Source organism: Azospirillum brasilense (genome assembly GCF_008365405.1).
Taxonomy (GTDB): domain Bacteria; phylum Pseudomonadota; class Alphaproteobacteria; order Azospirillales; family Azospirillaceae; genus Azospirillum; species Azospirillum brasilense_D.
This window is the reverse complement of the sequence record NZ_QOKV01000009.1, coordinates 102066-126799: the sequence shown is the minus strand read 5'-3', so window position 1 is coordinate 126799 and position 24734 is coordinate 102066. Positions and strand designations below refer to the sequence as shown.

Sequence of the window (24734 nt, the reverse complement as noted above, 5' to 3'; positions counted from 1 at the left end):
ATGCCGAAGCCTTTGCGCTATGTGAACGCCGTCGCCCAGGCCCTCAACGACGCGATGGCCGCCGACCCCGCCGTGATGCTCATGGGCGAGGACGTGGCCGCCGCCGGGGGACCGTTCAAGGCGACCCGCGGCCTGCTCGATGCCCACGGGCCGGAGCGGGTGCGCGACACGCCGATCTCCGAAGCTTCCCTGGTCGGCGCCGCCGTCGGAGCCGCGCTGACCGGCATGAAGCCGGTGGTCGAGATCATGTTCATGGATTTCGTGACGCTGGCCATGGACGCCGTGGTCAACCAGGCCGCCAAGGCCCGCTTCATGTTCGGCGGACAGTGCAGCGTGCCGATGGTGCTGCGCACGCCGCACGGCGGCGGGCTGAACGCCGGGCCGCAGCATTCACAGTGCCTGGAGGCGTGGTTCGCCCATATTCCCGGCCTGCGCGTCGTCTGCCCGGCCACCGTCGCCGACGCCTACAGCCTGCTGCGCGCCGCCATCGAGGCGCCGGACCCGGTCGTCGTCGTCGAGAACAAGGCGCTCTACGCGCTTCAGGGCGACATCGACGTGAACGCCCCGCGCGAGGTCGGCAAGGCGCGCATCGACCGGGCGGGGCGCGACGCCACCATCGTCACCTACGGCGCCACCCTCTACGCCGCCCGCGCCGCCGCTGACCGGCTGGCCGCCGAGGGCATCGAGGCGGAAATCATCGACCTGCGCTGGATTCAGCCCTGGGACGAGGAGGCCGTCTTTACCTCCGTCGCCAAGACCCACCGGGTGGTGATCGCGCACGAGGCGGTGCAGGCTTTCGGCGTCGGGGCGGAGATCGCCGCGCGCATCGCCGCGGACGCCTTCGACGACCTCGACGCCCCGGTGCTGCGGGTCGGCGCGCCCTTCATGCCCATCGCCTTCGCCAAGACCCTCGAAGCGGCCTATCTGCCCGACGCCGACCGGATCGTCGCGGCGGTCAAGAGCACGCTCGCCTGATACCGACCCACGGGAGGACAAACACCATGACGGACGAAAGCCCCATCCTCACCAGCCGCGACGGCGCCGTGGGCCTGATCACCATCAACCGCCCGGCGACGCTCAACGCGCTCGACGTGCCGACCCTGCTGGAGTTGGAACGGGCGCTGGGCGAGTTGGAGGCCGACGACGGCGTCCATGTGATCGTCGTCACCGGGGCCGGCGAGCGCGCCTTTGTGGCCGGCGGCGACATCGCCGATCTCGACAGCCGCCAGGGCCTCGCCCACTATCTCGACTTCGCGGAGGTCGTGCACCGGGTGTTCCGCCGGTTCGAGACCTGCGACAAGCCGACCGTCGCCGCCGTCAACGGCTGGGCGCTCGGCGGCGGGACCGAGCTGGTGCTGTCGCTCGACATCCGCATCGCCGCCGACACCGCGAAGTTCGGCCTGCCGGAAATCAACCTCGGCCTGTTCCCCGGCGCCGGCGGCACCCAGCGCATCCTGCGCCAGATCCCGCCTTGCCGGGCGCGCGAGCTGGTCTTCACCGGCGACCAGTTCACCGCCGCGGAGGCCGTCGCCTGGGGACTGGTCAACCGCGCCGTGCCGAAGGCCGAACTGATGGCCGAGGCGATGGCCACCGCCCACAAGATCGCCGCCAAGTCGCCGCTGATCCTGAAGCTGACCAAGCGCACGCTGCGCCATGGCGCGGAGATGCCGCTCGGCGCCTCGCTGGCCTACGAGCAGGCGATGATCGGGCTGGTGCTCGACAGCCGGGACGCGCACGAGGGCTGCCGCGCCTTCCTGGAGAAGCGCAAGGCCGCCTTCACGGGACAATGACCATGGTCCGCGAACTGGTGATGCCCAAGCTGGGGCTGACGATGACCGAGGGGGTGCTCGCCGAATGGCGGGTGTCTCCCGGCCAGCCCTTCCGCAGCGGCGACGTGCTGCTCGTTGTCGAAACCGACAAGATCGCCTCGGAGGTCGAAGCCGACAGCGACGGCGTGCTGATCGAGACGACCATCCCGGCCGGCGAGACGGTGGCCGTCGGCACCCCGATCGCCCGCTGGTCCGCCGACGGCGCGGGGGCCGCCCCCGCTCCGCAACCGGCGGAGGCGCCCGCCGCGAAGGCCGCCCCGATTGCCGTCCCCGCAAGCACCCGTCCCCTGCCCGCCCCCGTCCGCGCCAATGGGGAGCGCATCCTGTCGACGCCGCTCGCCCGGCGCCGCGCCGAAGGTCTCGGTGTCGATCTCGCGGCGGTGACCGGCAGCGGCCCGCGTGGCCGCATCAAGGTGGCCGATGTCGAGGCGGCGGCGCAAACGCGGCCAATACCCCAGCCGGCGCCTCAACCGGCGCCCCAACCCGCACCCCAGGCGCCAAAGATCGAGACACCCGCCGGGGACCGGTCGAAGCCCACCACCCTGCAGGCGACCGTCGCCCGCCGCCTGACCGCCGCCAAGCGCGACGTGCCGCACTTCTACCTCGCCGCGGAGGCCGAGGTGACGGAGCTGGCCGCCCTGCGCGACCGGCTGAACGCCGACACCGAGTCCGGACTTCCCCGGATTTCGATGACCCATCTGGTGCTGGCCGCCGTCGGTCGGGCGCTCGCCGCCATGCCGGAGATGGACCGGGTGTGGGACGACGAGCCTGCCGGCGGCGCGATCCTCGCCCTTGGCCGCGGCGACATCGGCATGGCGGTGGACACGCCGCGCGGGCTGGTCGCCCCGGTGCTGCGCGGGGCGGCGACCCTGCCGCTCGACCGGCTGGCGGCAGAGGCCGCGTCCCTGACCCGCCGCGCACGTGACGGACGCCTGACGGAGGAGGACTTCCAGGGCGGCGCCGTCACCGTGTCCAACGCCGGCATGCACAACGTCACCTACATGACCTCGATCATCAACCCCGGCCAGTCGAGCATCCTCGGCGTCGGCAGCGTCCGCTCCGTCTTCCGTCCCGACGAGGCGGGAGCCCCGGTGCTGAAGCGCGAACTCGGCCTCGTCCTGTCGGCGGACCACCGGCTGTTCGACGGGGTGACCGCCCTGACCTTCCTCAACCGCATCATCGCCGGGCTGGAGCGGCCGTTGCGCCTGCTTCGCGCCGCCTGACCCAAGGAACGATTCCCCATGGACTTCCAGCTTTCCGAAGAACAGCGCCTGATGATCGAGACGGCGTCGCGCGTCGGTGCCGAGTTCGGTCCCGACTATTGGCGCGAGCAGGACGCGAAGAAGAGCTTCCCGACCGAGGCCTGGGCCGGCATCTGCGAATCCGGCCTCGGCGGCGTTTCCCTGCCCGAGGAATATGGCGGCTCCGGCCTCGGCATGCTCGACATGGCGCTGGTGGTGGAGGCGCTGTCGGCGGCGGGCGGCGGCGCGACGCTGGCCCAGCTTTTCATGATCAACCCGATCTTCGGCGGCGTGGCGCTGGCGAAATTCGGCACCAAGGCGCAGAAGGACGCCATGCTGCCCGCCCTGATCCAGGGCAAGCTGAATTTCTGCATGGCGCTGACCGAGCCGAACGCCGGCTCCAACAGCCTGGAGATCCGCAGCTTCGCCCACGCCGACGGCCAGGGTTGGCGGCTGAAGGGCCAGAAGATCTGGATCACCGGCGTTCCCGACGCGCAGAAGATGCTGGTGGTCGCCCGCACCACCCGGCTGGAGGAGGCGGGCCGCCGCACCGCCGGCATCAGCCTGTTCCTGATCGACGTGGACCGCGAAGGGCTCAGCCATCAGCCGATCGAGAAGGTCGGCACCAACACGCTGGCCTCCAGCACCGTCTACTTCGACGACGTCCGGATCGAGCCGGACGAGCTGATCGGCACGCTCGACGGCGGCTGGCACCAGCTTCTCGACGTGCTGAACACCGAGCGCATCGTCACCACCGCCGGACTGGTCGGCGCCGGCAGCCTCGCCATCCGGCTGGCGGTGGACTACGCCAAGGACCGCAAGGTGTTCGGCGACAAGCCGGTGGCCGCCTACCAGGGCGTCCAGTTCCCGCTCGCCCAGGCCCACGCCGAGCTGCAATGCGCCCGGCTGATGAATTTGAAGGCGGCGTCTCTCTGCGACACGGGCTTGCCCTACGGCAGCGAGGCCAACATCGCCAAGCTGATCGCGGCGCAGGCGGCGTCCCACGCCATTGAGCGGTCGATGCAGGCGATGGGCGGCATGGGCTACGCCAAGGAGTATCACGTCGAGCGGCTGTGGCGCGACGCAAGGCTGTTCCGCTTCGCCCCGGTGTCGGAAGAGATGGTGTTGAACTTCATCGCCATGCACGATCTCGGCATGCCGAAATCCTACTGAGCGAAGCCGGCGGATAAGCCGGACGCACATCCCGAGGGAGGGGACACCCGTGGTCAATCTGAGCGCCTTCATCCGGTTCCACGCGCTGCGCACGCCCGACCGGCTGGCGCTGGTCTACGGCGACCAGCGCATCAGCTACGCCGATTTCCTCGACCGCATCGGGCGGATGGCCGCCTTCCTCCACCGGCGCGGCGTGCGCGAGGGCGACGTGGTGGCGGTGGTGATGAAGAACAGCGCCGCCTTCCTGGAGATCGCCTTCGCCGCCAGCCACATCGGCGCGGTGTTCCTGCCGATCAACTACCGGCTGGCCGCCCCCGAGGTCGCCTTCATCACCGGCAACGCCGGGGCGATGCTGGTCTTCGCCGACGCCGAGCTGGCCGCGGCGGTGGAGGGCGAACCGAACGCCGTCCTGGTCGACGCGGCGGCGCAGGCGGACGGGCGGACGCTGGCCGGCACCGAGGGGCCGGTGCCGCCGATGCGGGTGCGCGGGACGCAGGACCTGTTCCGGCTGATGTACACGTCGGGCACCACCGACCACCCCAAGGGGGTCATGCATTCCTACGAGAACTTCTACTGGAAATGCATGGACCATGTGACGGCGCTGGGGCTGACGGCGGAGGACCGGTTGCTGGCGGTCGGGCCGCTGTACCATGTCGGCGCCTTCGACCTGCCGGGCCTCGCGGTGTTGTGGCTGGGTGGGACGATCTGCCTGCTGCGCGACTTCGACCCGGACACGGCGCTGGCCGCCATCGAGCGCGAGCAACTGACCGGCGCCTGGTTCGCCCCGGTGATGGTCGGGCGCATCCTGTCCCATCCGGAACGCGGGCGCTACGACGTCTCCAGCCTGAAATGGGCGATCGGCGGCGGCGAGCGCACGCCGGAACAGCGCATCCGCGACTTCACCGGCCTGTTCGCCAACGCCCGCTACATCGATGGCTACGGCCTGACCGAGAGCTGTTCGGGCGACACGCTGATGGAGGCCGGGCAGGAGATCGAGAAGATCGGCTCGACGGGCCGGGCGCTCGCCCATGTGGAGATCGACATCCGCGACGATGCCGGCACCTCCCTGCCCGCCGGGGAAATCGGCGAGATCTGCCTGCGCGGACCGAAGGTCACCAAAGGCTATTGGAAAGACCCGGAGAAGACGGCGCGCAGCTTCTACGGCGACTGGTTCCGCACCGGCGACGTCGGCTATCTCGACGCCGACGGCTTCCTGTTCCTGACCGACCGCAAGAAGGACATGATCATCAGCGGCGGCGAGAACATCGCCTCCTCGGAGATCGAACGGGTCGTCTTCCTGCTGCCCCAGGTCGTCGAGGTCGCCGTCATCGCCGTCCCCGACGAGCGCTGGGGCGAGGTGCCGGCGGCGGTCGTGGTGCTGAAGGAGGGCGAGAGCCTCGACGCCGAGACGCTGGAGCAGCACTGCCGCCGGCACCTCGCCGGCTTCAAGATCCCCAAGCGCCTGCTGCTGCGCGAGGCGCTGCCGCGCAACCCGTCCGGCAAGGTGCTGAAGCGCGTGCTGCGCGACGAGCTGATTCCGACCAGCGAGGAGGACACCCCATGACCGCTTCCGAAACCTTGGCGGCGGCCATCGCCCGCTTCGTCGCCGGCCTCACCCTGGACAGCCTGCCGCCCGACGTGGTGGAGAAGGCACGGGTCTGCCTGCTGAACGGCTACGGCATCGCGCTCGGCGGCCACGGCACGCCCTACGCCCCGGTGGCGCGGACGGCGGCGCTGGCCCTGCATGGGGAACATTCCGGCGGCGTCACCATGCTGGGGGATGGACGACGGACCAGCGTTCCCGGCGCGGCGCTGGCAGGCTCCCCCCTGTTCCATGGCCGGGCGCAGGAGGACACCTGCGGCGCCGCCCACATCGGCGCCGTGCTGATCCCGCTGCTGACCGCGCTGGTCGAAGCCGGGGACGGCCCGGTGGAACGGCTGCTGCCCGCCCTGGTCGCCGGCTACGAGGCGGGCGGGCTGCTGGAGAACGCTTTCTCGCCGCTGACCACGCCCGCCGGCCTGCGCGCCTCACCGCTCTACGGCACATTGGCCGCCGCCGCCGGGGCGGCGTACCTGCTCGGCCTGCCGGAGGAGCGCATCGCGGCGGCGCTCGCCAACGCCGCGTCCTTCACCGGCGGTATCCTGCAATCCTTCGACGACGGCACCGACGAGTGGCGTTATCAGGTCGGCGTCGCCGCGGTGAACGGCCTGACGGCGGCACGATTGGCGGCGGCGGGCTCCGTCTCCGCCCCCCGCGCCTTCGAGGGCCGCACCGGCTTCGTCCGCGCCTTTACCCGCACCGGCTGCGATCCGGTGGAGCTGGCGGCGCGGCTGGGGCGCGACTGGTCGATCCACCGCGTCACCTTCAAGCCCTACCCGGTCTGCGCCTTCAACCAGACCCCGGTCACCGCGGCGCTCGCCCTGCGCGGCGAGGTGGCGGGCAGGGCCATTCGGTCGGTGACCGTGCGCATGAACCCGTTCGAGACCGGCTATGCCGGCATGGATTCGAAGGGGCCGTTCGCCAGCATCTCCGGCACGCTGATGAGCATCCCCTTCTGCATCGCGCTGACCCTGCTGCGCGGCGTGCCGACCATGGAGACGATGACCCGCTACGACGACGGCGCGGTCAACACCCTGGTCGAACGGGTCGATCTCGTCCCCGAGGAGGGCGTGCGGCGGCTGTGCTGCGCCATCGAGGTGGTGCTGGAGGACGGCACGGCGCTGACCCGCCGCCAGGACATGACAACCGACGACTTCTCACTGCCCTGGGAGGCGGTGAGCGCGCTGGTCCGCCGCATCGGGGACGAAACCGGGGTACCCGCCGACGCCTACGACCGGATCGAGCGTTTCGCCCGCGCCCTGCCCGACGCGGCGATCGGCGACGTGCTGGGAGCGTTCGGGCGGCTTCCCGATCACCCGCATCAGGCGTCGGTTTTTCTCGTCAAAGGCGTGGGGAACGGCTAAATCCGGGGCGGTGAGGGAGATTGCAGGCGATGGCGGCGATGGGGCGGACGGCGGGAAAGAAGACGCGGGTGCAGCGGTCGGAAGAGGTCCGCGACGCCCTGTTCCAGGCCGCCGCCGAGGTGGTGGGGGAACACGGCTACATCGACGCCTCGATCACCCGCATCACCCAGCGGGCGAACCTGGCGCAGGGCACCTTCTACAACTACTTCTCCTCGCGGCAGGAAATCTTCGACGAGTTGCTTCCGGTGCTGGGCGCCAAGATGCTGGCCCACATCCGCCAGCAGGCCAGTGGTGCCAGGACCTTTCTGGAGAAGGAGGAACAATCGTTCCGGGCCTTCTTCTCCTTCCTCAAGCGCATGCCCTATTTCCTGCGCATCCTGAACGAGGCGGAGATTTTCGCGCCCAAGGCCCACCGCCAGCACTTCCACAACATCACCGGCGGCTACATGCGCTTCCTGCGCAGCGCCCGCAAGAACGGCGAGATCGCCAACCTCGGCGACGAGGCGTTGGAGCCGCTGGTGTACATGCTGATCGCCACGCGGGGCTATCTCGCCCTGCGCTACACCGATGAGGACGGCGTCGTCAATCTGCCGGAAGAGGCCGTTCAAATGTATCTTCAGCTTCTCTCGAAGGGTCTTCTGACCAAAGAGCCGGACATCCCGTGAAGAATGCGTCTTCGCGGGGATGACGAAGTGGGGATTGTCGCCAATCACATGGAGACGTTTCCAGACAGCTGTGAACGGGATCCATGCTCCAATCAGAAAGGCGTCATGGAACTCGGCGGGCCGGGTCGGTGCCCCCCACCAACCCGTGCATCATTTCGTCGCCAAAACAGCCCGGGACGATGACGCCGCTCTGGACGTGGTCCGGTCGTGTGTTCCGATCCGTCGCACAACGATGGCGGCGCCGCCTCCCTGTCCGCTCCCCGCCAAATCTCTCGATACAACCCCGAAATGTGTTTTTTCCATCAATCCCCATCGACTCACTCCGGTCGTTATAAAAAATTTCGTTGAAGACGCCATGTTTCCCCAAAGAAACTCATTGATTGTCTTTTGAAAGATATCGTCAATTGCAAGTAGGCGCCGTTTGGCTTTAATCTCCGCAGACCAATTGGGGGCTCGGGCAGAGAGTCGGTTGAGGGAGGACGGCGGAGTGAAGGCGGATGTGTTGAAGAATGGGGTGGCCCGGCTGGGCGGAGCACTCCTGATCGCGGCGGCGGCTCTGGCGGGCGACGGAGCGCAGCAGAAGGCCGAGGCGGCATCGACGCTGGTCTTCTGCTCGGAAGGCAATCCGGACAATCTGGCCCCAGCGCTGGCCCGCACCAACACCAGTTTCGACGCGATCCTGCACGCCTACGACACGCTGGTGCGCTTCGACGCGGAATCGAAGAGCATCGTGCCCGCGCTCGCGGAATCCTGGACCATCTCGCCGGACGGCACCGTCTACACCTTCAAGCTGCGCCCCGGCGTGCGCTTCCACGACACGCCCGGCTACACGCCGACGCGCACGCTGACCTCCGCCGACGTGTTGTTCAGCTTCTATCGGCAATGGCACAAGGACCACCCGTATCATTCGGTCGGAAACGGGGCCTACAACTACTTCAACGACCTTTCCATGGGCTCGATCCTGAAGTCGATCGAGGCGGTGGACGACCTGACGGTGCGCTTCACGCTGAACCGGCCGCAGGCGCCCTTCCTGGCCAACCTGTCGATGGTCTTCGCCGCCGTCACCTCGGCGGAATACGCCGACACCATGGTCAAGCGCGGCACGCCGGAGCTGTTCGACCTGGAGCCGGTGGGAACCGGCGCCTTCCAGCTCCTTTCCTATCAGAAGGACAATCTGCTCCAGTACAAAGCGTTCGAGGGGCACTGGGCCGGGCGGCCGCCGCTGGACAATCTGGTCTTCGCCATCACCCCCAACGCCACGGTCCGGCTGAACCGGCTGCAGGCCGGCGAATGCCACGTCATGCCCTATCCCAACCTGACCGACCTGCCGAAGATCCGCAACAGCCCGTCGCTGACCCTGCTGCGGCAGGAGGGCTACAACGTCGCCTTCCTCACCTTCAACGTGGAACGGAAGCCGCTGGACGACGTGCGGGTGCGTCGGGCGCTCAGCATGGCCATCGACAAGGAAACGTTGGTGGACGCGCTCTACGGCGACACCGGTCGTACAGCGAAGAATCCGCTGCCGCCGACGAGCTGGGGCTACAACGACGCCATCGCGGACATCCCCTACGACCCCAAGGGCGCCAGCCAGCTCCTGGCCGATGCCGGCTACGCCAACGGCTTCGAGATCGAGCTGTGGCACATGCCGGTGGCCCGGCCCTATATGCCCGCCGGCAAGCGGGCGGCGGAAATGATGGCCAACGATCTGGCCCAGGTCGGCGTCAAGGCGACCATGGTGACCGACGACTGGTCGGTCTACATGAAGCGGCTGATGAACGGCGACCACCAGCTGGGCATGATCGGCTGGACCGGTGACAACAGCGACCCGGACAATTTCCTCTACACGCTGCTGAGCTGCGAGGGGGCCCGCAAGGGCGGCGGCAACATGGGCAAATGGTGCGACCGTTCCTTCGACGACGCCATCATCGAGGCCAAGCAGACCACCGACGTCACCAAGCGCACCGCCCTGTATCATCGGGCTCAGGAGATCTTCAAAGACCAGGCTCCGTGGCTGCCGCTGGCCCATTCCATGGTGTTCATGGTGCTGCGCGAGGAGGTGACGGGCTATCGGATGAATCCCTTCGGCCTGCACCTGTTCCACCGCGTCGATCTCGCACAGTGAGCGGCGGCGCGCGGTGACGATCCGCACCAACATCGCCCAGCGGATCGCCGCGGTCGGCGGCATGCCGGTGCTGGTGGCGGCGGCGATCGCCATCGTCGCTTGGTTCCTGCTGCAGCAGTCCGACCGCGCCAACGGCTCGGTGGTCACCGCCGGGACGATCTACCGCGAACTGCTGGGGGCGGAGGCGGCGCGCTCCGACTATCTGAACACCGCGGCCAGCCGGCGGGCGGCCCAGGCCGTCCGTTTCGACGCCCACACCGGCGCGGCGCGCCGCCAGTTGGACGCCCTGGCCGACGCCACCGAGGACGATGCGCTGGAAAGCGCCGTCAGCGAGACGCGACGGATTCTGGACCGCTACGCCACGCAGATGGAGGAGCTGAAGGCGGTCACGGAGCAGAACGACGCCCTGATCGGCGCCATGGCCCAGCAGGCGGCCCGGCTGATCGACATCACCGACGCCGCCCGCCAGCGCCAGAACCTCGCCAACCTCGGCTACGCCGAGACGGTGGCGGACTCCGACCGCCGCCTGAGCCTGCACCGTGACGTGCTGGACAACGCCCGCAGCATCTACGCCGCGTTGGCCGGGCTGTGGCGGCACGAGGCGGCCCGGCTGTCTCGGGAACACGGCCAGACTCAAGGCGGCGGCGCCACACCCGGCAATGCCGGCGCGCACGACACCGGCGTGCTGATGCTGCGCCTGAGCAACAGCGCGGACGCGCTGGAGGAGGCGCTGGAGCGGGCCGCCGCCGCGGAAGGGCGCGGGGGCCGTGGGCAAAAACGCATCGTCGCGGCGGTCTCGCAGGTGTCCAGCGCGTTGATGGACGGCGGCGACATCCGGGACGGCGCGCAGGAACTGGAAAAGCGCATCGACCAGATCCTGAACGTTTACGGCACGGCCTACGCCGCCACCCTGAACGAGGTCACCGAACTCACCGCCCACGCCGTGTCGGCCAACGAGACCGAACAGCAGGCGCAAGGCGTGACCATCGCCGTGCTGAAGCTGGCGCACGCCACCGCCGACGCGGTGAGCCACCGGGACATCGGTGCGACCATCGCGCTGATCGCGGACGGCGCGGCGGTGGAGGAGCAGATCGAGCGGATCGCGCTGCCTCCGCTGGTCCGCGGCGGCATGATGTCCGCCGTGGCCGGATGGCGGGAAAGCCTGGACAAGGTGCGCGAGGGGCTGAGCGTTCAGGACCTGATGATCGCCCAGATGGACGCGGACGCGAAGGAAATGGCGTCGGGCGCCAGCGCGCTGAACGACACGTTCCGCAGCAACGCCGAAACCATCGGGGCCTTCCTGCGGTCCGCCCTCGTGCTCGGGGCCACCGCCGGCCTGCTGCTGGCGATCGCCGGAGCCTTCTATGCCGCCCGCTCGATCACCCGCCCGCTGGACCGCCTGCAAAGGCAGATGGTCCATCTCGCCGGGAACCCGCTGACCGGCGCCATCGTGGACACCGGACGCCGGGACGAGGTCGGGGCGATGGCCCGCTCGGTGCAGCATTTCGTCACCGAGATCGCCCAGCGGGAAACCGCCCTGCACGAGGCCAAGAACCAGGCGGAGGAGGCGACGCGGGCGAAGTCCTCCTTCCTGGCGGTGATGAGCCACGAGATCCGCACGCCGATGAACGGCGTGACGGCGATGGCCGAGATGCTCGACCAGACCGACCTGACCGAGGAACAGCACGGCATGCTGGGCGTCATCCGGTCGTCGGCCCAGGCGCTTCTCATCATCATCAACGACATCCTCGACTTCTCCAAGATCGAGGCGGGGAAGATGGAGATCGAATCCCTCCCCTTCTCCCCCCTGGAGGTGGTCGAGGAGTCGGCGGAACTGGTGGCCGGGCGCATCGAGGAAAAGGGGCTTCAACTCTCCGTCGACGTCGGGCCGGGCGTTCCCGACCGGCTGACCGGCGATCCGACGCGCGTGCGCCAGATCCTCATCAACCTGATGGGCAACGCCGTCAAATTCACCGAGAAGGGCAGCGTCGCCGTGACGGTCAGCGCCGAACCGCTCCCGGCGGGGAATGGCGGGGTGATGCTGCGCTTCGCCGTGACCGACAGCGGGATCGGCCTGACCGAGGAGCAGCGGGCCAAGCTGTTCCAGCCCTTCCAGCAGGCCGACAGCTCGACCTCCCGCCGCTTCGGCGGCACCGGGCTGGGGCTGACAATCTGCCACAAGCTGTGCACCATGATGGGGGGCGGCATCGGGGTGGACTCGGTGTTCGGCGAGGGTTCCACCTTCTGGTTCGAGCTGCCCTTCGCGGTGGCCGCCCCGACCGCCGACTGCCCGCAGCCCCGAACGCCGGCAGCCCCGGCGGTGGCGGTCAACGACGCCCGCGTGGTGGCTGTCGGCTTCGACGGCGACGGTCGCCGGGCGCTGCAAGGCATCCTGGCTGCCGCCGGCATCGTCCCGCTGGGCTGGTACGATCTGAACGACGGCCTCGAAGCGGTGACCGAAACCCAGGCTGGGCCGGCGGGTTCCGACCCAGGCAACGAGGCCGGGCGTCTGGTGGTGCTGGTCAATGGCGGGATCCAGTCCGAAGCCGCCATCGCTTGTTGCCGCGCCATCGTGCAGTCCCCCGCCTTTGCCGACGGTCCGGTCCCCGCGGTCATCCTGGCCGTGCCGCGGGCGCTGGCCTCCACCATGTCGGAAGCCGACCGCATCGGGCTGCTGTGCGCCGTCAATCTGCCTTTGCGGCGGCGGCGGGTCTGGCTGGCCATCGCGGCGGCGCTGGGTCGGGCCAGCCTGGAACGGCGGTCGGAGCCGCGGGAGCATGACGCCGCCGGCTGGGAACCGCCGCCCATCGAGACCGCCGTCGCGGCCGGGGCGCTGATCCTGGTCGCGGAGGACAACCCGATCAACCAGACGGTGATCCGCCGCATGCTGAGCAAGCGCGGTTACGCCATCGAAATGGCCGACAACGGTGCCCGCGCGCTGGAGATGCTGCAGCACGGCCGCTATGGCCTGCTGCTGACCGACTTCCACATGCCGGAGATGGACGGCTTCGGCCTGACCCACGCCATCCGCGCCCGCGAACGGGAATTGGCGGAGGCGTTGGGCGCCGGTGCCGTGACCCGGCTGCCCATCGTCGCGCTGACCGCCGATGCCCTGCCGGGCACGCAGCAGCGCTGTCTGGACGCGGGAATGGACGGCTATCTGACGAAGCCCATCGAATCCCGGCTGCTGGCCGAAACGCTGGACCGCTTCCTGCCGCAGGCCCGCTCGCTGCGCCTGCCGGCCCGCCGCACGCCCGCCAAGCCGGAGCCGACGGCCGTGGCCGAAGCGCTCTCCGCGCCGAGCTGGGCGGACGCCGACATCGACCCGCAGATCTTCGACCTCGGCCAACTGGGCCAGAATTTCGGCAGCGACGACCCGGACGCCATGGTCTTCCTCGGCGATTTCCTAAGCATGGCGCCGGGACTGATCCAGGCCGCCGTGACCGCGCTGGAGGCCGGAGCCGCTGGGGAAGCCCGCGACGCGGTCCACACGCTGAAGGGGGCGGCCCTGTCGATCGGGGCGGCCCGGCTGGGCCGGCTGGCCGCCGACACCCAGGACCTGCTGGACGCCGGGGACGCGGAGACCGCCGCGCTTCTCGCCGGCATGCTGGACGCCACCCTGGACGAGTTGATCACCGCGACCGCCGCGATGCGGGCGTCGCACAGTCCCGCACCGACGTCTTGAACAAGGGCAGCCCACTATGGCGGTAGATTACTCGAAGCTGAGCATCCTGATCGTCGAGGACGACAACTTCACCCGTGGCCTGATCCGCAAGGTGCTGAAGGAGATCGGCGTCCGCTCGATCTCGGAATCCTCCAACGGCAAGGACGGGCTGATGGAGGTGGTGCGCACGCGCCCGGACATCGTCTTCTGCGACATCCACATGGCGCCGATGAACGGCAAGCAGTTCCTCCAGGGCGTGCGGGGGATCAAGGTGAAGGACGTGGACAAGACCCCGGTGATCTTCCTGACCGGCGACTCCGACCTCAGCACCGTGCGCTTCGCCAAGGAGCACAACGTCAACGGCTATCTGGTCAAACCGATCAGCCTCGCCAAGCTGCGCGACAGCATCGACGCGGTGGTGTCCAGCAACGTCGGAATGACGCAATGGCTGACCTGAAGACAGCCTGAACCCGCCGTCGCAAACGCCCTGAAGCCGGCCTCGGGAATCTTCTGGAAACGATGGAGCGTGCGCCCACAGCCGATCGCGGCGGTGATTTTTAATGCAAATAGGAATCACTTGCAATTTCAATCCCTGATTGGCAGAACATAGCCCTTATCCACCAAATCGGATTGGCGCGCCATGATTGGAAACGCATCGATGGCGGAAGCCGCCTTCCACGGGCTGGCATTGGCCGCGACCGTGGCCGGAATCGCCGGACTCTACCTTTCGGCACCGCGCCAGCAATGGCTGACCCGCCCACTGGCCGGTCGCCGCAGCCGCATGATCGGGACGCTCGCTCTGCTGGAAGGGTGGCTGCTGTGGTCGGTGGTGATGCATCCGGTGACCGCACTGTTCACCTGCCTCACCGTTGCGATGCTGGTCCTCACCATCCTGCCGTTCGCCGCCGCCGCCCGCGGAGCCATGCTCGCGCGCCGGGAGGGCTGAGCGATGGCCGACGCATCCTCCACCCGCAACACGCAGGCGCCGATCCGTCCTGACTGGTGGAGCAAGAGTCTGGCCGGAGTGGTCCTGGGCTTCTCGCTGGCCATCGCCCTGTCGGGACTGTTCGCCTGGATCGGCCCCGGCGGGCCGGCCGCGGTGAACAAGCTGCAATTCATCATGTGGCTCGTCGTTCCGATCTGGCTGGGAGTGGCCAGCGCCTGCTTCCTGTTCCGCAGCGGGCGTCAGGCCTGGCTGTGGCTGGGCTGCGCCAACATCCTGGCCCACACGGCGCTGCTCGCCGCGCGCGGCCCGCTGCTGCACTGAGCCTCCGTCCACCCGTCCCGCCCTCACAGCCGCGAGCCGAGCCATGGCCATCCGCACCGACGTCGTGCGCCTCTACCGTCAGGTTCACACCTGGACCGGCATCCTGACCGGACTGATCCTGTTCGTCTGCTTCTATGCCGGCGCCCTGACCATGTTCAAGGAACCGCTGGAACGTTGGATCACGCCACCGGTGGCGGTGACCCCGGCGACGCTCGACCGGGCGGAGGATCTGGTCGCCGCCGCGCGCGCCCTGCGGCCGGAGGTGCGGGACTTCACCCTGGCGGTGGAACCGGCCCTGGCCGGAGAAGCGCCGCTGCGCCTGACCTGGACGGAGGAACGCTTCGACCCCGCCCCCTGGGCCGCCACCCTGGCGCCGGACGGGAGCGTGGCGGTGGAGCAGCTCAACCCGTCGGGCATCGGGCTGCTGGTGGATTTCCTGCACCGCACCGTGGGCATTCCGGGCGATCTGGACATCGGCACCATGGTGACCGGCATCGCCAGCGCGCTCTATGTGGTGGCGCTGGTGTCCGGTGTGATCATCCTGCTGCCGTCGCTGGTCAAGGATTTCCTGATCCTGCGCGTCACCCGGAACGTGAAGCGGATGTGGCTGGACGCCCACAACGTGCTGGGGCTGATCAGCCTGCCCTTCCACCTCGTCATCGCCCTGTCGGCGGTGGTGTTCGGGCTGCACGACCACATCTACGACACGCTGGACCGCGTGGTCTATGGCGGGCAGATGCGCGCCGTGGCGGCGGCCAGCAGCCCGTTCCGCACGGTGTCGAAGGACATGGGCCCGGCAGGCATGCTGCCGCCCAAGGAGTTCCTGACGCGCGTCCACAGCCTCGCCCCCGGCTTCCAGCCGGTCAGCCTGGAGTATCACGACGCCGGCACCGGGGCCGCCACCGTGCGCGTCTGGGGCCATGACCCGCGCTACCTCGTGCGGCGGGAGGGCTTCGTGCTGATGGGAGCGGTGGACGGCCGGATCATCGACACCCAATACATGCCGGGCCATCAGAACGGATGGTCGGCCACCGTCTCCGCCTTCTTCGCGCTGCATTTCGGGACCTTCGGCGGCGGCATCGTGCGCTGGTCCTACTTCCTGCTCGGGCTGGCCGGAGCGGCGCTGTTCTACACCGGCAACCTGCTGTGGATCGAGTCGCGGCGGCGGACGGAGCGGCAGGCGAGAGGCCCGGTCGAGCAGAGCCGCGCCACCCGCCTGCTGGCCGCCGGAACAGTCGGGGTGTGCCTGGGCTGCGTGGCCGGCCTGTCGCTGACCATCGCCGCCGGGAAGTGGCTGAGCGGGCTGGTGGACGACCTGCACGCCTGGCATTGGGGCATCTACTACGCGGTCTTTCTGGGTGCCTGCGCCTGGGCGTTTCTGCGCGGGGCGTCCCGCGCGGGTGTGGAACTTCTGTGGGCCAGCGCGGCGGCTACTGCCGCCATCCCGGCGACCTCGCTGCTCGGCCTCGTCATGCCGGGTCTTTGGCTGTCGGACGGGCTCATCGGGATCGATCTGGTGGCGGTGGCCGGCGCCCTGGCCTTCGCCGCCATGGCGCGTGGCGCGGAGCGGCGCGCCCAGACCGGCCCGCGGGACAGCGTTTGGGCGGCCCCGCATGAGCGCTCGGAATCGGAGGTGGGCATCCAGCCGCTGGCCCACCCGGCGGAATGATCGGATCCACCTAAAAAACAACTTCGCCGAGTCATAGCCCTTGCGGCGAAAAGGGATATGCACTAACAATCGGAAGGGGTAGTTGAGAATGAGTCGCATTAGCAACTACGTGACTGTCTAATCAGGGGATATGAGTATGACCAATCGCACATCGGGGGCGTGTGCAGAGGAAGGGACGGCGGCCGGCCGTCCGGTGGCTGCGGTGAAGTCCGCAACCATGGTGGGTGCGGCTCTGGTGGCCGCGCTGGCGGGGGGAACGCCGGCGCTGGCCCAGCAGTCCGCCTCGGAAGGGTCGCCCGCCGCCGTCCAGACGCTGGGGCCGGTGACGGTGACGGCAACCGGCACGGCACAAAGCACGCTGACCGCTCCCGCCTTCACCACCGTCATCACCTCGGAGGATCTGAAGAAGGAGGGCGTCGCCTCCTCCGGCCTGCCGGAAGTCCTGGGCCGTTCGGTGGGCGTCAACGACCGCACCGACGCCACCGGCCGCGACGAGGTGGTGATCCGCGGCATGGGCCAGAACTACTCGCTGGTGCTGGTGAACGGACGCCGCGTCTCCACCTCCGACGCGCTGTGGCGCGGCGGCGACTTCGACTACCACTCGATCCCGATGTCGGCCATCGAGCGGGTGGAGGTGGTGCGCGGCCCGTTGTCGGCGCTCTACGGATCGGACGCCATCGGCGGCGTGGTCAACATCATCACCAAGAAGCCGACCGACAAGTGGTCGGGCGAGATCAACGGCGACTACCGCGTCGTCGAGCCGGGCCGTGGCGGCACCCAGTACCGCACCGGCCTCTACGCCGCCGGCCCGATCGTGGACAAGGTCTCGGCCTCCGTCTCCGCCGAGTATTTCAACCGGCAGGCTTGGTACGACGACTCCCGCTACAACGGCGTGGTTCCGGTCCTGGAAAAGAAGAACCTGGCGAACCTGCTGACCACGCTTGCCTGGGACGTTACGGAGAACCAGACGCTGGAGGCCAATTACGGCCTGAACCGCGACAACCGGCCGCGCGGCTACTACGACCGCTGGCTCTCCTCCCAGAAGCAGGAGATCGTCCGGAACACCTTCGGCGCCGCCCACCGCGGCAACTGGGGCTGGGGCGACACGCTGGTGGAGGCCAACTACGAAGACGGCCGCATCGACGATTTCAACTCCTCCTTCAACGCGCCGCAGCAGCGGCACCTGAAGGAGAAGAACCTGTTCCTGCACGGCCGCTCCAACTTCCAGCTCGGCTTCAACCGGCTGACCGCGGGCGCGGAATACCGCAAGCAGACGGTGGAGGACCCCAACACCTTCCTGCAGTCCGGCAAGTCGGAAATCGGGCAGAAGGCGGTCTATCTCCAGGACCAGATCGGGCTGATCGACGGGCTGACCCTGACGGTCGGCACGCGCTACGACCACCACGAGATCTTCGGCGGCAACTTCACCAGCCGCGCCAACGTCGTCTACGCGCTGACCGACGCGTTGTCGCTGAAGGCCGGCGTCAGCCAGGGCTACAAGGCGCCGGACGCCTACCAGCTCAGCCGCGAATACCGGATCGTGAGTTGCGGCGGCCGCTGCTTCCTGTCGGGCAACCCGGACCTCGAACCGGAGACCAGCACCAACTACGAGATCGGCCTGGAAACCCGCTATGACCGCTGGGACGGCAGCGTCGTGCTGTTCCACAACAAGGTCAAGGACATGATCCAGGCGGTCTACGATCCGGTGGCCGTCGCCCGCAATTGGAGCAACATCAACAACGTCGACATCTCGGGCGTCGAGGTGACGGGCTCCGTCAGCCTGACGCCGAAGCTGCTGCTGGCGGGCAATTACACCTACCTCTACACCGAGCAGAGCAACGGTGCGGAGCTGGACTACCGTCCGCGCCACAAGATCAACGCCTCCCTGACGTGGCAGGCGCTGGAAAACATCAGCACGTCGGTGTCGACCAGCTACACCGGCCCGCAGCTCCAGGGCACCAGCAAGATGCCCGGCTACACCCTGCTGAACTGGGGCGTCAGCGCCGACGTCACCGAGGCGCTGACCGTCGGGGCCGGCGTCAAGAACATCACCGACGTCATCCTCAGCGAGAAGAACGTCAACTTCACGTCGGTGGAGGTGGGACGCAACTACTACGTCTCCGCCAACTACCGCTTCTGATCCGCCGCCGCCCGTCCCCGGTTTGCTCCGGGGGCGGGCGCGTCCGCTTTTCAAAGACGCCTTCGGCGATGCCGGAAAGGCCCCGCCCATGACCCTGTCGAACCTTTTCGTCGATGTCAGCCTCCTGAAGAGCAACCCCGATTTCCGCCGCGTGCTGATCGCCCGGACGATTTCGCTGATGGCGCTCGGCCTGCTGTCGGTGGCGGTGCCGCTCCAGGTCTACGCCCTCACCGGGTCGAGCCTTCAGGTCGGGATGGCCGCCGCCTGCGACGGCGTCGGCATGTTCCTGGGCCTGCTGCTGGGCGGCGTGCTGGCCGACCGGACGGACCGCCGCCGGCTGATCCTGGTCGCCCGCAGCGTCTGCGGCCTGGGCTTCCTCGGGCTGGCCGCCAACGCGGCGCTGCCCTCCCCGTCCCTTCCGGCGATCTACGCCCTGTCCTTCTGGGACGGCTTCTTCGGAGCCATCGGCGTCAACGCCCTGCTGGCGGCGATGCCCCATCTCGTCGGGCGCGCCAATCTGGTGCAGGCCCGCGCGCTGGGCATGCTGTCGATGCGCGTCGCCACCATCCTGTCGCCAGCGCTGGGCGGCCTGCTGATCGCCGGGCTGGGCGTCGGCTGGGTCTATCTGCTGACGGCGCTCGGCACCGGCCTGACCGTCCTGACCCTGCTCGGCCTGCCCCGGATGATGCCGCAGGGCGAGGCCGGGGAGAACCCGCTGCGCGCCATGGGGCAGGCCTTCGCCTTCCTGTTCGGCCACAAAGTCATTCTGAGCGTGGTCGCTCTCGGCTGCCTGACCACGGTCGTCACCTCCATCCGCATCCTCTTCCCGGCTCTGGTCGAGGAGGTGTTCGGCGGCGGCGCTTTCGAGACCGGGCTGATGTACAGCGCCGTTCCCATCGGGGCGACGCTGGGCGCCGCGCTCAGCGGCTGGGCCGCGCGGCTGGAGCGGCCGGGTCTGGTGATGGGCGGCGCCTGCATGGGCGCCTTCGCCTGCGTCGCCGCGATCGGGGCCGCCGGAAGCCTTCCCAATGGTTTCTATGTGGCGCTGCCCGTGCTGGTGCTGTTCGGCTACGCCACCTCCATCGCCTCTCTCCTGGAATACAGCATGGTCCAGGGCCACACGCCCGACCGGCTGCTGGGCCGCGTCAACAGCTTGTGGACCGCCCAGGACGTGTTCGGCGACAGCGCCGGCACCATCGGCATGGGCCTGCTGGCGACGCTGCTGAGCCCCGCCGTCGGAATCCTGGCGCTGGGCCTGGGCGCCTTGGCGCTCGCCGCCGCCGTGACCGCCACCGCCACCACGATGCGCGGAGCGCCGATGAGCGACCCCGCCCTGGAGGGAACCGGATGATGAGAAACCGGATGATGGCGCGCGCCATGCCGATCCTGCTGACCGCCGCCCTGCTCGCCGCCGCGCTTCCCGCCGCCGCCCAGACGCGGGTGAAGGTGACGGCGGTGGTCGCCGCCCCCGTCCGCCAGACATTGCATCTCCCCGGCACGCTGGTGTCGCCGCAGAGCAGCGCCCTGTCCGCCCAGGTCGAGGGCCGGGTCGACGCTCTGCTGGTCGAGGCCGGCGACCGGGTGGAGGCCGGGCAACCGCTGCTGCGGCTGGACGACACCGTCGCCCGGCTGGAACTGGAGCGGCTGGAGCATTCGCTGGCCGAAGCCGAACACCTCCAGCGCGACGCCCTACGGCTGGCCCGCGAGGCGGAGGCGCTGGCCGGCGTGCAAAGCGTCTCGCAGTCCCGCTTCCGCACGCAACTCGCCCAGGCCGCCATAGAGGAGGCCAAGGTCCGCCAACTCCGCGCCGCCGTCGCCATCCAGCGGGAGCAGGTGGCGCGTCACGCGCTGACCGCGCCCTTCGCCGGGGTGGTGACCGAACGGCGCACCGAACGCGGGCAATGGGTGGGGTCCGGCGGCTCGGTGCTCCAGCTCGCCGCCACCGACCCGCTGCGCGTCGTCGTCGATGTGCCGGAGCGCCAGCACGGGCGGATTGAAGCCGGCACGCCGGTCACCGTTCTGGTCGCCGACGCGCCGGAGGGGGCCGGCGTCGCCGCGGCGGTCGAGCGGGTGGTGCCCGCCGCCGATCCGGTCAGCCGCAGCTTCCGCGTCCACATCGCGCTTCCCAACCCCGAGGGGCGGCTGATGCCCGGCATGTCGGCGCGCGTCGGCGTCGCGCTCGGCCCGGCGCCGGGAACGGCGGAGATCGCGCTCCAGGTCCCGGCGGACGCGGTGCAGCGCCATCCCGACGGCAGCGCCCGCGTCTGGGTGGTGCAGCGCGGCGACGACGGGGCGGTGGCCCGCCCGGTGGCGGTGCGCACGGGCCGCCATTCCGGCGACCATGTGGAGGTCCTCAGCCCCGAGCTTCGTCCCGACGATCTGGTGGTCGTCCAGGGCAACGAGGGTCTGCGCCCCGACCAGCCGGTCGTCCCGGACATGGTGGGGTGAGAAAAACCCCTCTCCCGCCTCTCGCGCCCGCATGCGGGCGCTGACGGCGTCAGGCGGCCTTTGGCCGCCGAGAGCCCCGGGAGAGGGTGGCCCGAAGGGCCGGGTGAGGGTCCTGCGAGGATCAAGGCGCCGATCCTTGGCGGCACCCTCACCCTTCCCGCGCTCCGCGCGGGCCCCTTCCCTCTCCCGGGGCGGGAGAGGGACCGTTCACGTTCCTATCCGGAGTCGCGATGACCCGCCTGATCCTGCGCAACCCGCTGGCCGCTTTGGTGTCGGTCCTGATCCTGTGCCTGCTGGGCGCGGTGTCGGTCTTCCGCATTCCGGTGCAGATGATCCCCGACATCAGCCCGCGCCGGATCATGGTGGACACCAACTGGCCCGGCGCCACCCCGCAGGATGTCGAGCAGGACATCCTGATCGAGCAGGAGAAATACCTGCGCGCCATCCCCGGCCTCGTCCGCCTGTCCTCCAGCGCCGAGTTCGGCGGCGGTCAGGTGGAGCTGGAGTTCCCCGCCGGCACCTCCGTTGACGAGGCGCTGATCCACATCGACAACGCGCTGTCGCAGGTCACCGACTATCCGGAGACGGTGGACCGCCCGCGCATCGTCGCCGAATCCGCGACGGCGGAGCCCTTCCTGTTCTTCGGCGTCGAGCGGCTGGACGGCGCCACCGACGCGGAGTCCATCCAGCGCGAGACCAACTGGATCGAGAACGTCCTGCGCCCGCGGCTGGAGCGAGTGGCCGGCGTGGCGAAGGCCGAGGTGATCGGTGGGGCCACGCAGGAAATCCACATCCTGCTCGACCCGCTGAAGCTGTCCGCCCGCAACCTGAATGTGGGAACGGTGCGCGACGCCGTGCGGGCGCGCAACCGCGACGTCTCCGGCGGCGACCGCGACTTCGGCAAGCGCCGCTACTTTCTGCGCACCATCGGGCGCTTCTCCGACCTGGAGGATCTGGCCGACCTGATCGTCGCGCGCGAGAACGGCACGGCGATCCGCCTGCGCGACGTCGGATCGGTGACTATGGCGACCCAGGAGGCGCGCAGCGTCGCCTTCGCCGACGGGCGCCCCACCCTGCTCGTCACCATCGGCAAGCGGGCCGGCGCCAACGTCATCGCCGTCAAGGAGGCGGTGACCAAGGCTGTGGAGGAACTGAACCGCCACGCCCTGAAGGAGCGCGGTCTGTCCATGCGGCTGCTGTCGGAGGACGTGCGCTACATGGAGCGGTCCATCGACAACGTGCTGAGCAACCTGATCGCCGGCAGCGTCCTGGCCGCGGTGGTGCTCCTGCTGTTCCTGCGCTCCATCCCGGCGACCGCGGCGGCGGCGGCCAGCATGCCGGTCTGCACGCTGGCCACCCTGCTGGTCCTGGCCGCCGCCGGGCGCAGCATCAACGTCATCTCGCTGTCCGGCGTCGCCTTCGCCATCGGCATGACGCTGGACAACAGCGTGGTCGCACTGGACGCCATCGCCCGCCACCTGCGCATGGGCAAGTCGAAGGCCGCCGCGACCGAGGACGGCATCGCCGAGGTGTGGCCGGCGATCCTGTCCTCGACCCTCACCACCGTCCTGGTCTTCCTGCCGGTGCTGTTCATCACGGCGGAGGCCGGGCAGCTCTATTCCGACATCGCCATCGCCATCACCGGCGCCGTCGTCATGTCGATGGTCGCCGCCCTGGTTCTGGTTCCCGTCGTCGCCGGGCGCTGGTCGGTGGCGTCCGCCGCCGCCTCGCGCGGGCCGGAGAAGGAAGGCATGCTGGGTGTGGCGGTGCGCTGGATGCTGCACAGCGCCCGGCGGGAGCTGGCGATCCTCGCCGTCTCCGCCGCGGCCATGGTGGCCGTCATGCTCGCCATGGTGCCGCCCGCCGAATATCTGCCGGAGGGCGAGGAGGCGACCGTCTTCAGCTTCATGGCCGCCCCGCCCGGCTACAGCATGGAGTCGATGCAGGAGGTCTGGCGGCAGATCGACCCGCTGCTGAGCCGTCAGGTGGGTGCCGCGGACACCGACGCCGAGACCGGCATTCCGCCGCTGCGCGTCAATCTGAGCTTCATCCGCCCCGGCTTCATCCGTTTCGTGACGGAGCCGATCAACCCCGCCGACACCGACGCGCTGATCGCCAACGTCACCAAGCGGATGCGGGCGATTCCCGGGATGCGCGGCTTCGCCGCGCGCGGGTCGATCTTTTCCGGCAACAGCGGCGGCGCCCGCGCCATCCGGCTGGAGCTGAGCGGCGGCGACCTGACCACGCTCTACGCCACGGCGCTGACGGTGCTCGACCGCGCGGGCGATCTGTTCCCCGACGGGCAGGTCAACAGTGACCCCTCCCCGCCCACCCTGGCCATGTCGCAGCCCTTCCTGGAACTGCACCCGAACTGGGAGCGCGCGGGCGAGATGGGCATCGGGCTGGCCGAACTGGGCTACACGCTGCGCGCCTATTCGGACGGCGCCTTCGCCGACGAGTATCTGCTGAACGACGAGACGCTGGACATCTATCTGCGGGTGAACGGCGGCCTGGGCCGCGACCGCCAGGGCTTCGCCGATCTGGTGCTCCACACCGGCCGCGGCGCACCGGTGCCGCTGTCCAGCCTCGCCGAGCTGCGGGAAACCGTGGGGGCCTCCAGCATCGCGCGGATCGACGGGTTCCGGACGGTCACCCTGACCATCATCCCGCCGCGGTCGGTGGCGCTGGAATCCGGCATCGCCGCGGTGCGGAGCGATCTGGTGGACCGGCTGCGCGCCGAGGGCGTGATTCCCGAGGGGATGAGCACGCGCATCACCGGGGCCGGCGGGTCGCTGGACGAGCTGCGCTCCGCCCTGGCTGGCGGGTTCCTGCTGGCGCTCGCCATCACCTATCTGGTTCTGGTCGCCGTCTTCTCGCACTGGGGCTATCCGCTGATCATCATGGCGGTGGTGCCCACGGGGATCGGCGGCGGGCTTGTCGGGCTGTGGCTCTACAACCTCGCCGCCGGCCTGCCCGGAGGCTTCGGCACGACCCAGCCCTTCGACGTGCTGACCATGATGGGCTTCCTGGTGCTGGTCGGGACGGTGGTGAACAACCCCATCCTGATCGTCGAGCAGGCCGCCGTGAACCGCCGGACGCACGGCATGTCCGGCGCGGAGGCCATCGCCGACGCCTTGCAGAGCCGGATGCGCCCCATTCTGATCACCACAGTGACGACCGTCGCCGGCCTGATTCCGATGGTCGCGGTGTCCAGCGCCGGGACGGAGCTGTACCGCGGGCTGGGGCTGGTCGTGCTGTGCGGCCTGCTGATCTCCAGCCTGGTGACGGTGACGGTCCTGCCCGTCGTGCTGTCCCTGGTCTTCCGCCTGTCCGACCGTCTGGGCGCCAGGACGCACGACCGGAGGATGGCGGAAGCGGGCGATTAATTCCGAGGGAAAGAAATCCCGCGGCGGTTGCAGAAAGCGCTTGCGCGGGATCGGACATATCCCTATATTGCGAATGAGAATCATTCGCATTTCTATGTATGCGGACGCCGCTCATGGCTCCGGCAGAACGCCGGTGATGATTCCCGCGCCCACACGGACCGTCAAC

17 protein-coding genes are annotated in these 24734 nt (G+C 69.3%); all 17 read left to right on the top strand.

The window, feature by feature from the left end; all coding sequences use genetic code 11:
• The gene (locus DS837_RS15800; RefSeq protein ID WP_149165628.1) at positions 1 to 975 is read left to right on the top strand and encodes an alpha-ketoacid dehydrogenase subunit beta; all 975 of its coding nucleotides are present in this window, start codon (positions 1 to 3) and stop codon (positions 973 to 975) included.
• A 26-nt stretch (positions 976 to 1001) separates the two neighbouring features.
• Positions 1002 to 1790 carry an enoyl-CoA hydratase/isomerase family protein gene (locus tag DS837_RS15795; RefSeq protein ID WP_149165627.1) on the top strand — a complete coding sequence of 263 codons (789 nt, stop codon included), beginning with the start codon at positions 1002 to 1004 and terminating at the stop codon, positions 1788 to 1790.
• Between the two features lie 2 nt (positions 1791 to 1792).
• The gene (locus DS837_RS15790) at positions 1793 to 3052 is read left to right on the top strand and encodes a dihydrolipoamide acetyltransferase family protein (RefSeq protein ID WP_211102257.1); all 1260 of its coding nucleotides are present in this window, start codon (positions 1793 to 1795) and stop codon (positions 3050 to 3052) included.
• 18 nt (positions 3053 to 3070) lie between these two features.
• Complete coding sequence (locus DS837_RS15785; RefSeq protein WP_149165625.1) at positions 3071 to 4243, top strand: acyl-CoA dehydrogenase family protein; 1173 nt, start codon at positions 3071 to 3073, stop codon at positions 4241 to 4243.
• A 49-nt stretch (positions 4244 to 4292) separates the two neighbouring features.
• Positions 4293 to 5807, top strand: a complete 1515-nt coding sequence (locus DS837_RS15780; RefSeq protein ID WP_149165624.1) for an AMP-binding protein — start codon at positions 4293 to 4295, stop codon at positions 5805 to 5807.
• Complete coding sequence (locus tag DS837_RS15775; RefSeq protein WP_149165623.1) at positions 5804 to 7207, top strand: MmgE/PrpD family protein; 1404 nt, start codon at positions 5804 to 5806, stop codon at positions 7205 to 7207. The genes DS837_RS15780 and DS837_RS15775 overlap by 4 nt, the downstream gene beginning before the upstream one ends.
• Before the next feature lie 29 nt (positions 7208 to 7236).
• Positions 7237 to 7872 (top strand): TetR/AcrR family transcriptional regulator, encoded by a 636-nt coding sequence (locus DS837_RS15770; RefSeq protein ID WP_247889957.1) that lies wholly within the window; start codon positions 7237 to 7239, stop codon positions 7870 to 7872.
• A 487-nt stretch (positions 7873 to 8359) separates the two neighbouring features.
• Positions 8360 to 9994, top strand: a complete 1635-nt coding sequence (locus tag DS837_RS15765) for an ABC transporter substrate-binding protein (protein ID WP_247889956.1) — start codon at positions 8360 to 8362, stop codon at positions 9992 to 9994.
• A gap of 13 nt (positions 9995 to 10007) precedes the next feature.
• Positions 10008 to 13679 (top strand): hybrid sensor histidine kinase/response regulator, encoded by a 3672-nt coding sequence (locus DS837_RS15760; RefSeq protein ID WP_247889955.1) that lies wholly within the window; start codon positions 10008 to 10010, stop codon positions 13677 to 13679.
• A gap of 16 nt (positions 13680 to 13695) precedes the next feature.
• Positions 13696 to 14115 carry a response regulator gene (locus DS837_RS15755; RefSeq protein ID WP_149165621.1) on the top strand — a complete coding sequence of 140 codons (420 nt, stop codon included), beginning with the start codon at positions 13696 to 13698 and terminating at the stop codon, positions 14113 to 14115.
• Positions 14116 to 14298: 183 nt separating this feature from the next.
• Positions 14299 to 14604 (top strand): hypothetical protein, encoded by a 306-nt coding sequence (locus tag DS837_RS15750; RefSeq protein ID WP_247889954.1) that lies wholly within the window; start codon positions 14299 to 14301, stop codon positions 14602 to 14604.
• A gap of 3 nt (positions 14605 to 14607) precedes the next feature.
• Positions 14608 to 14925 carry a hypothetical protein gene (locus DS837_RS15745; RefSeq protein ID WP_149165620.1) on the top strand — a complete coding sequence of 106 codons (318 nt, stop codon included), beginning with the start codon at positions 14608 to 14610 and terminating at the stop codon, positions 14923 to 14925.
• Positions 14926 to 14968: 43 nt separating this feature from the next.
• Complete coding sequence (locus tag DS837_RS15740; protein ID WP_149165619.1) at positions 14969 to 16594, top strand: PepSY-associated TM helix domain-containing protein; 1626 nt, start codon at positions 14969 to 14971, stop codon at positions 16592 to 16594.
• A 136-nt stretch (positions 16595 to 16730) separates the two neighbouring features.
• The gene (locus tag DS837_RS15735) at positions 16731 to 18734 is read left to right on the top strand and encodes a TonB-dependent receptor domain-containing protein (RefSeq protein ID WP_247889953.1); all 2004 of its coding nucleotides are present in this window, start codon (positions 16731 to 16733) and stop codon (positions 18732 to 18734) included.
• Positions 18735 to 18822: 88 nt separating this feature from the next.
• Complete coding sequence (gene entS, locus DS837_RS15730) at positions 18823 to 20085, top strand: enterobactin transporter EntS (protein WP_149165618.1); 1263 nt, start codon at positions 18823 to 18825, stop codon at positions 20083 to 20085.
• Positions 20082 to 21182, top strand: coding sequence for an efflux RND transporter periplasmic adaptor subunit (locus DS837_RS15725; RefSeq protein WP_247889952.1), 1101 nt, complete (start codon positions 20082 to 20084; stop codon positions 21180 to 21182). Before entS ends, DS837_RS15725 begins: the two co-directional genes overlap by 4 nt.
• Positions 21183 to 21412: 230 nt before the next feature.
• Positions 21413 to 24568, top strand: coding sequence for an efflux RND transporter permease subunit (locus tag DS837_RS15720; protein ID WP_149165617.1), 3156 nt, complete (start codon positions 21413 to 21415; stop codon positions 24566 to 24568).
• Positions 24569 to 24734 lie beyond the last annotated feature (166 nt).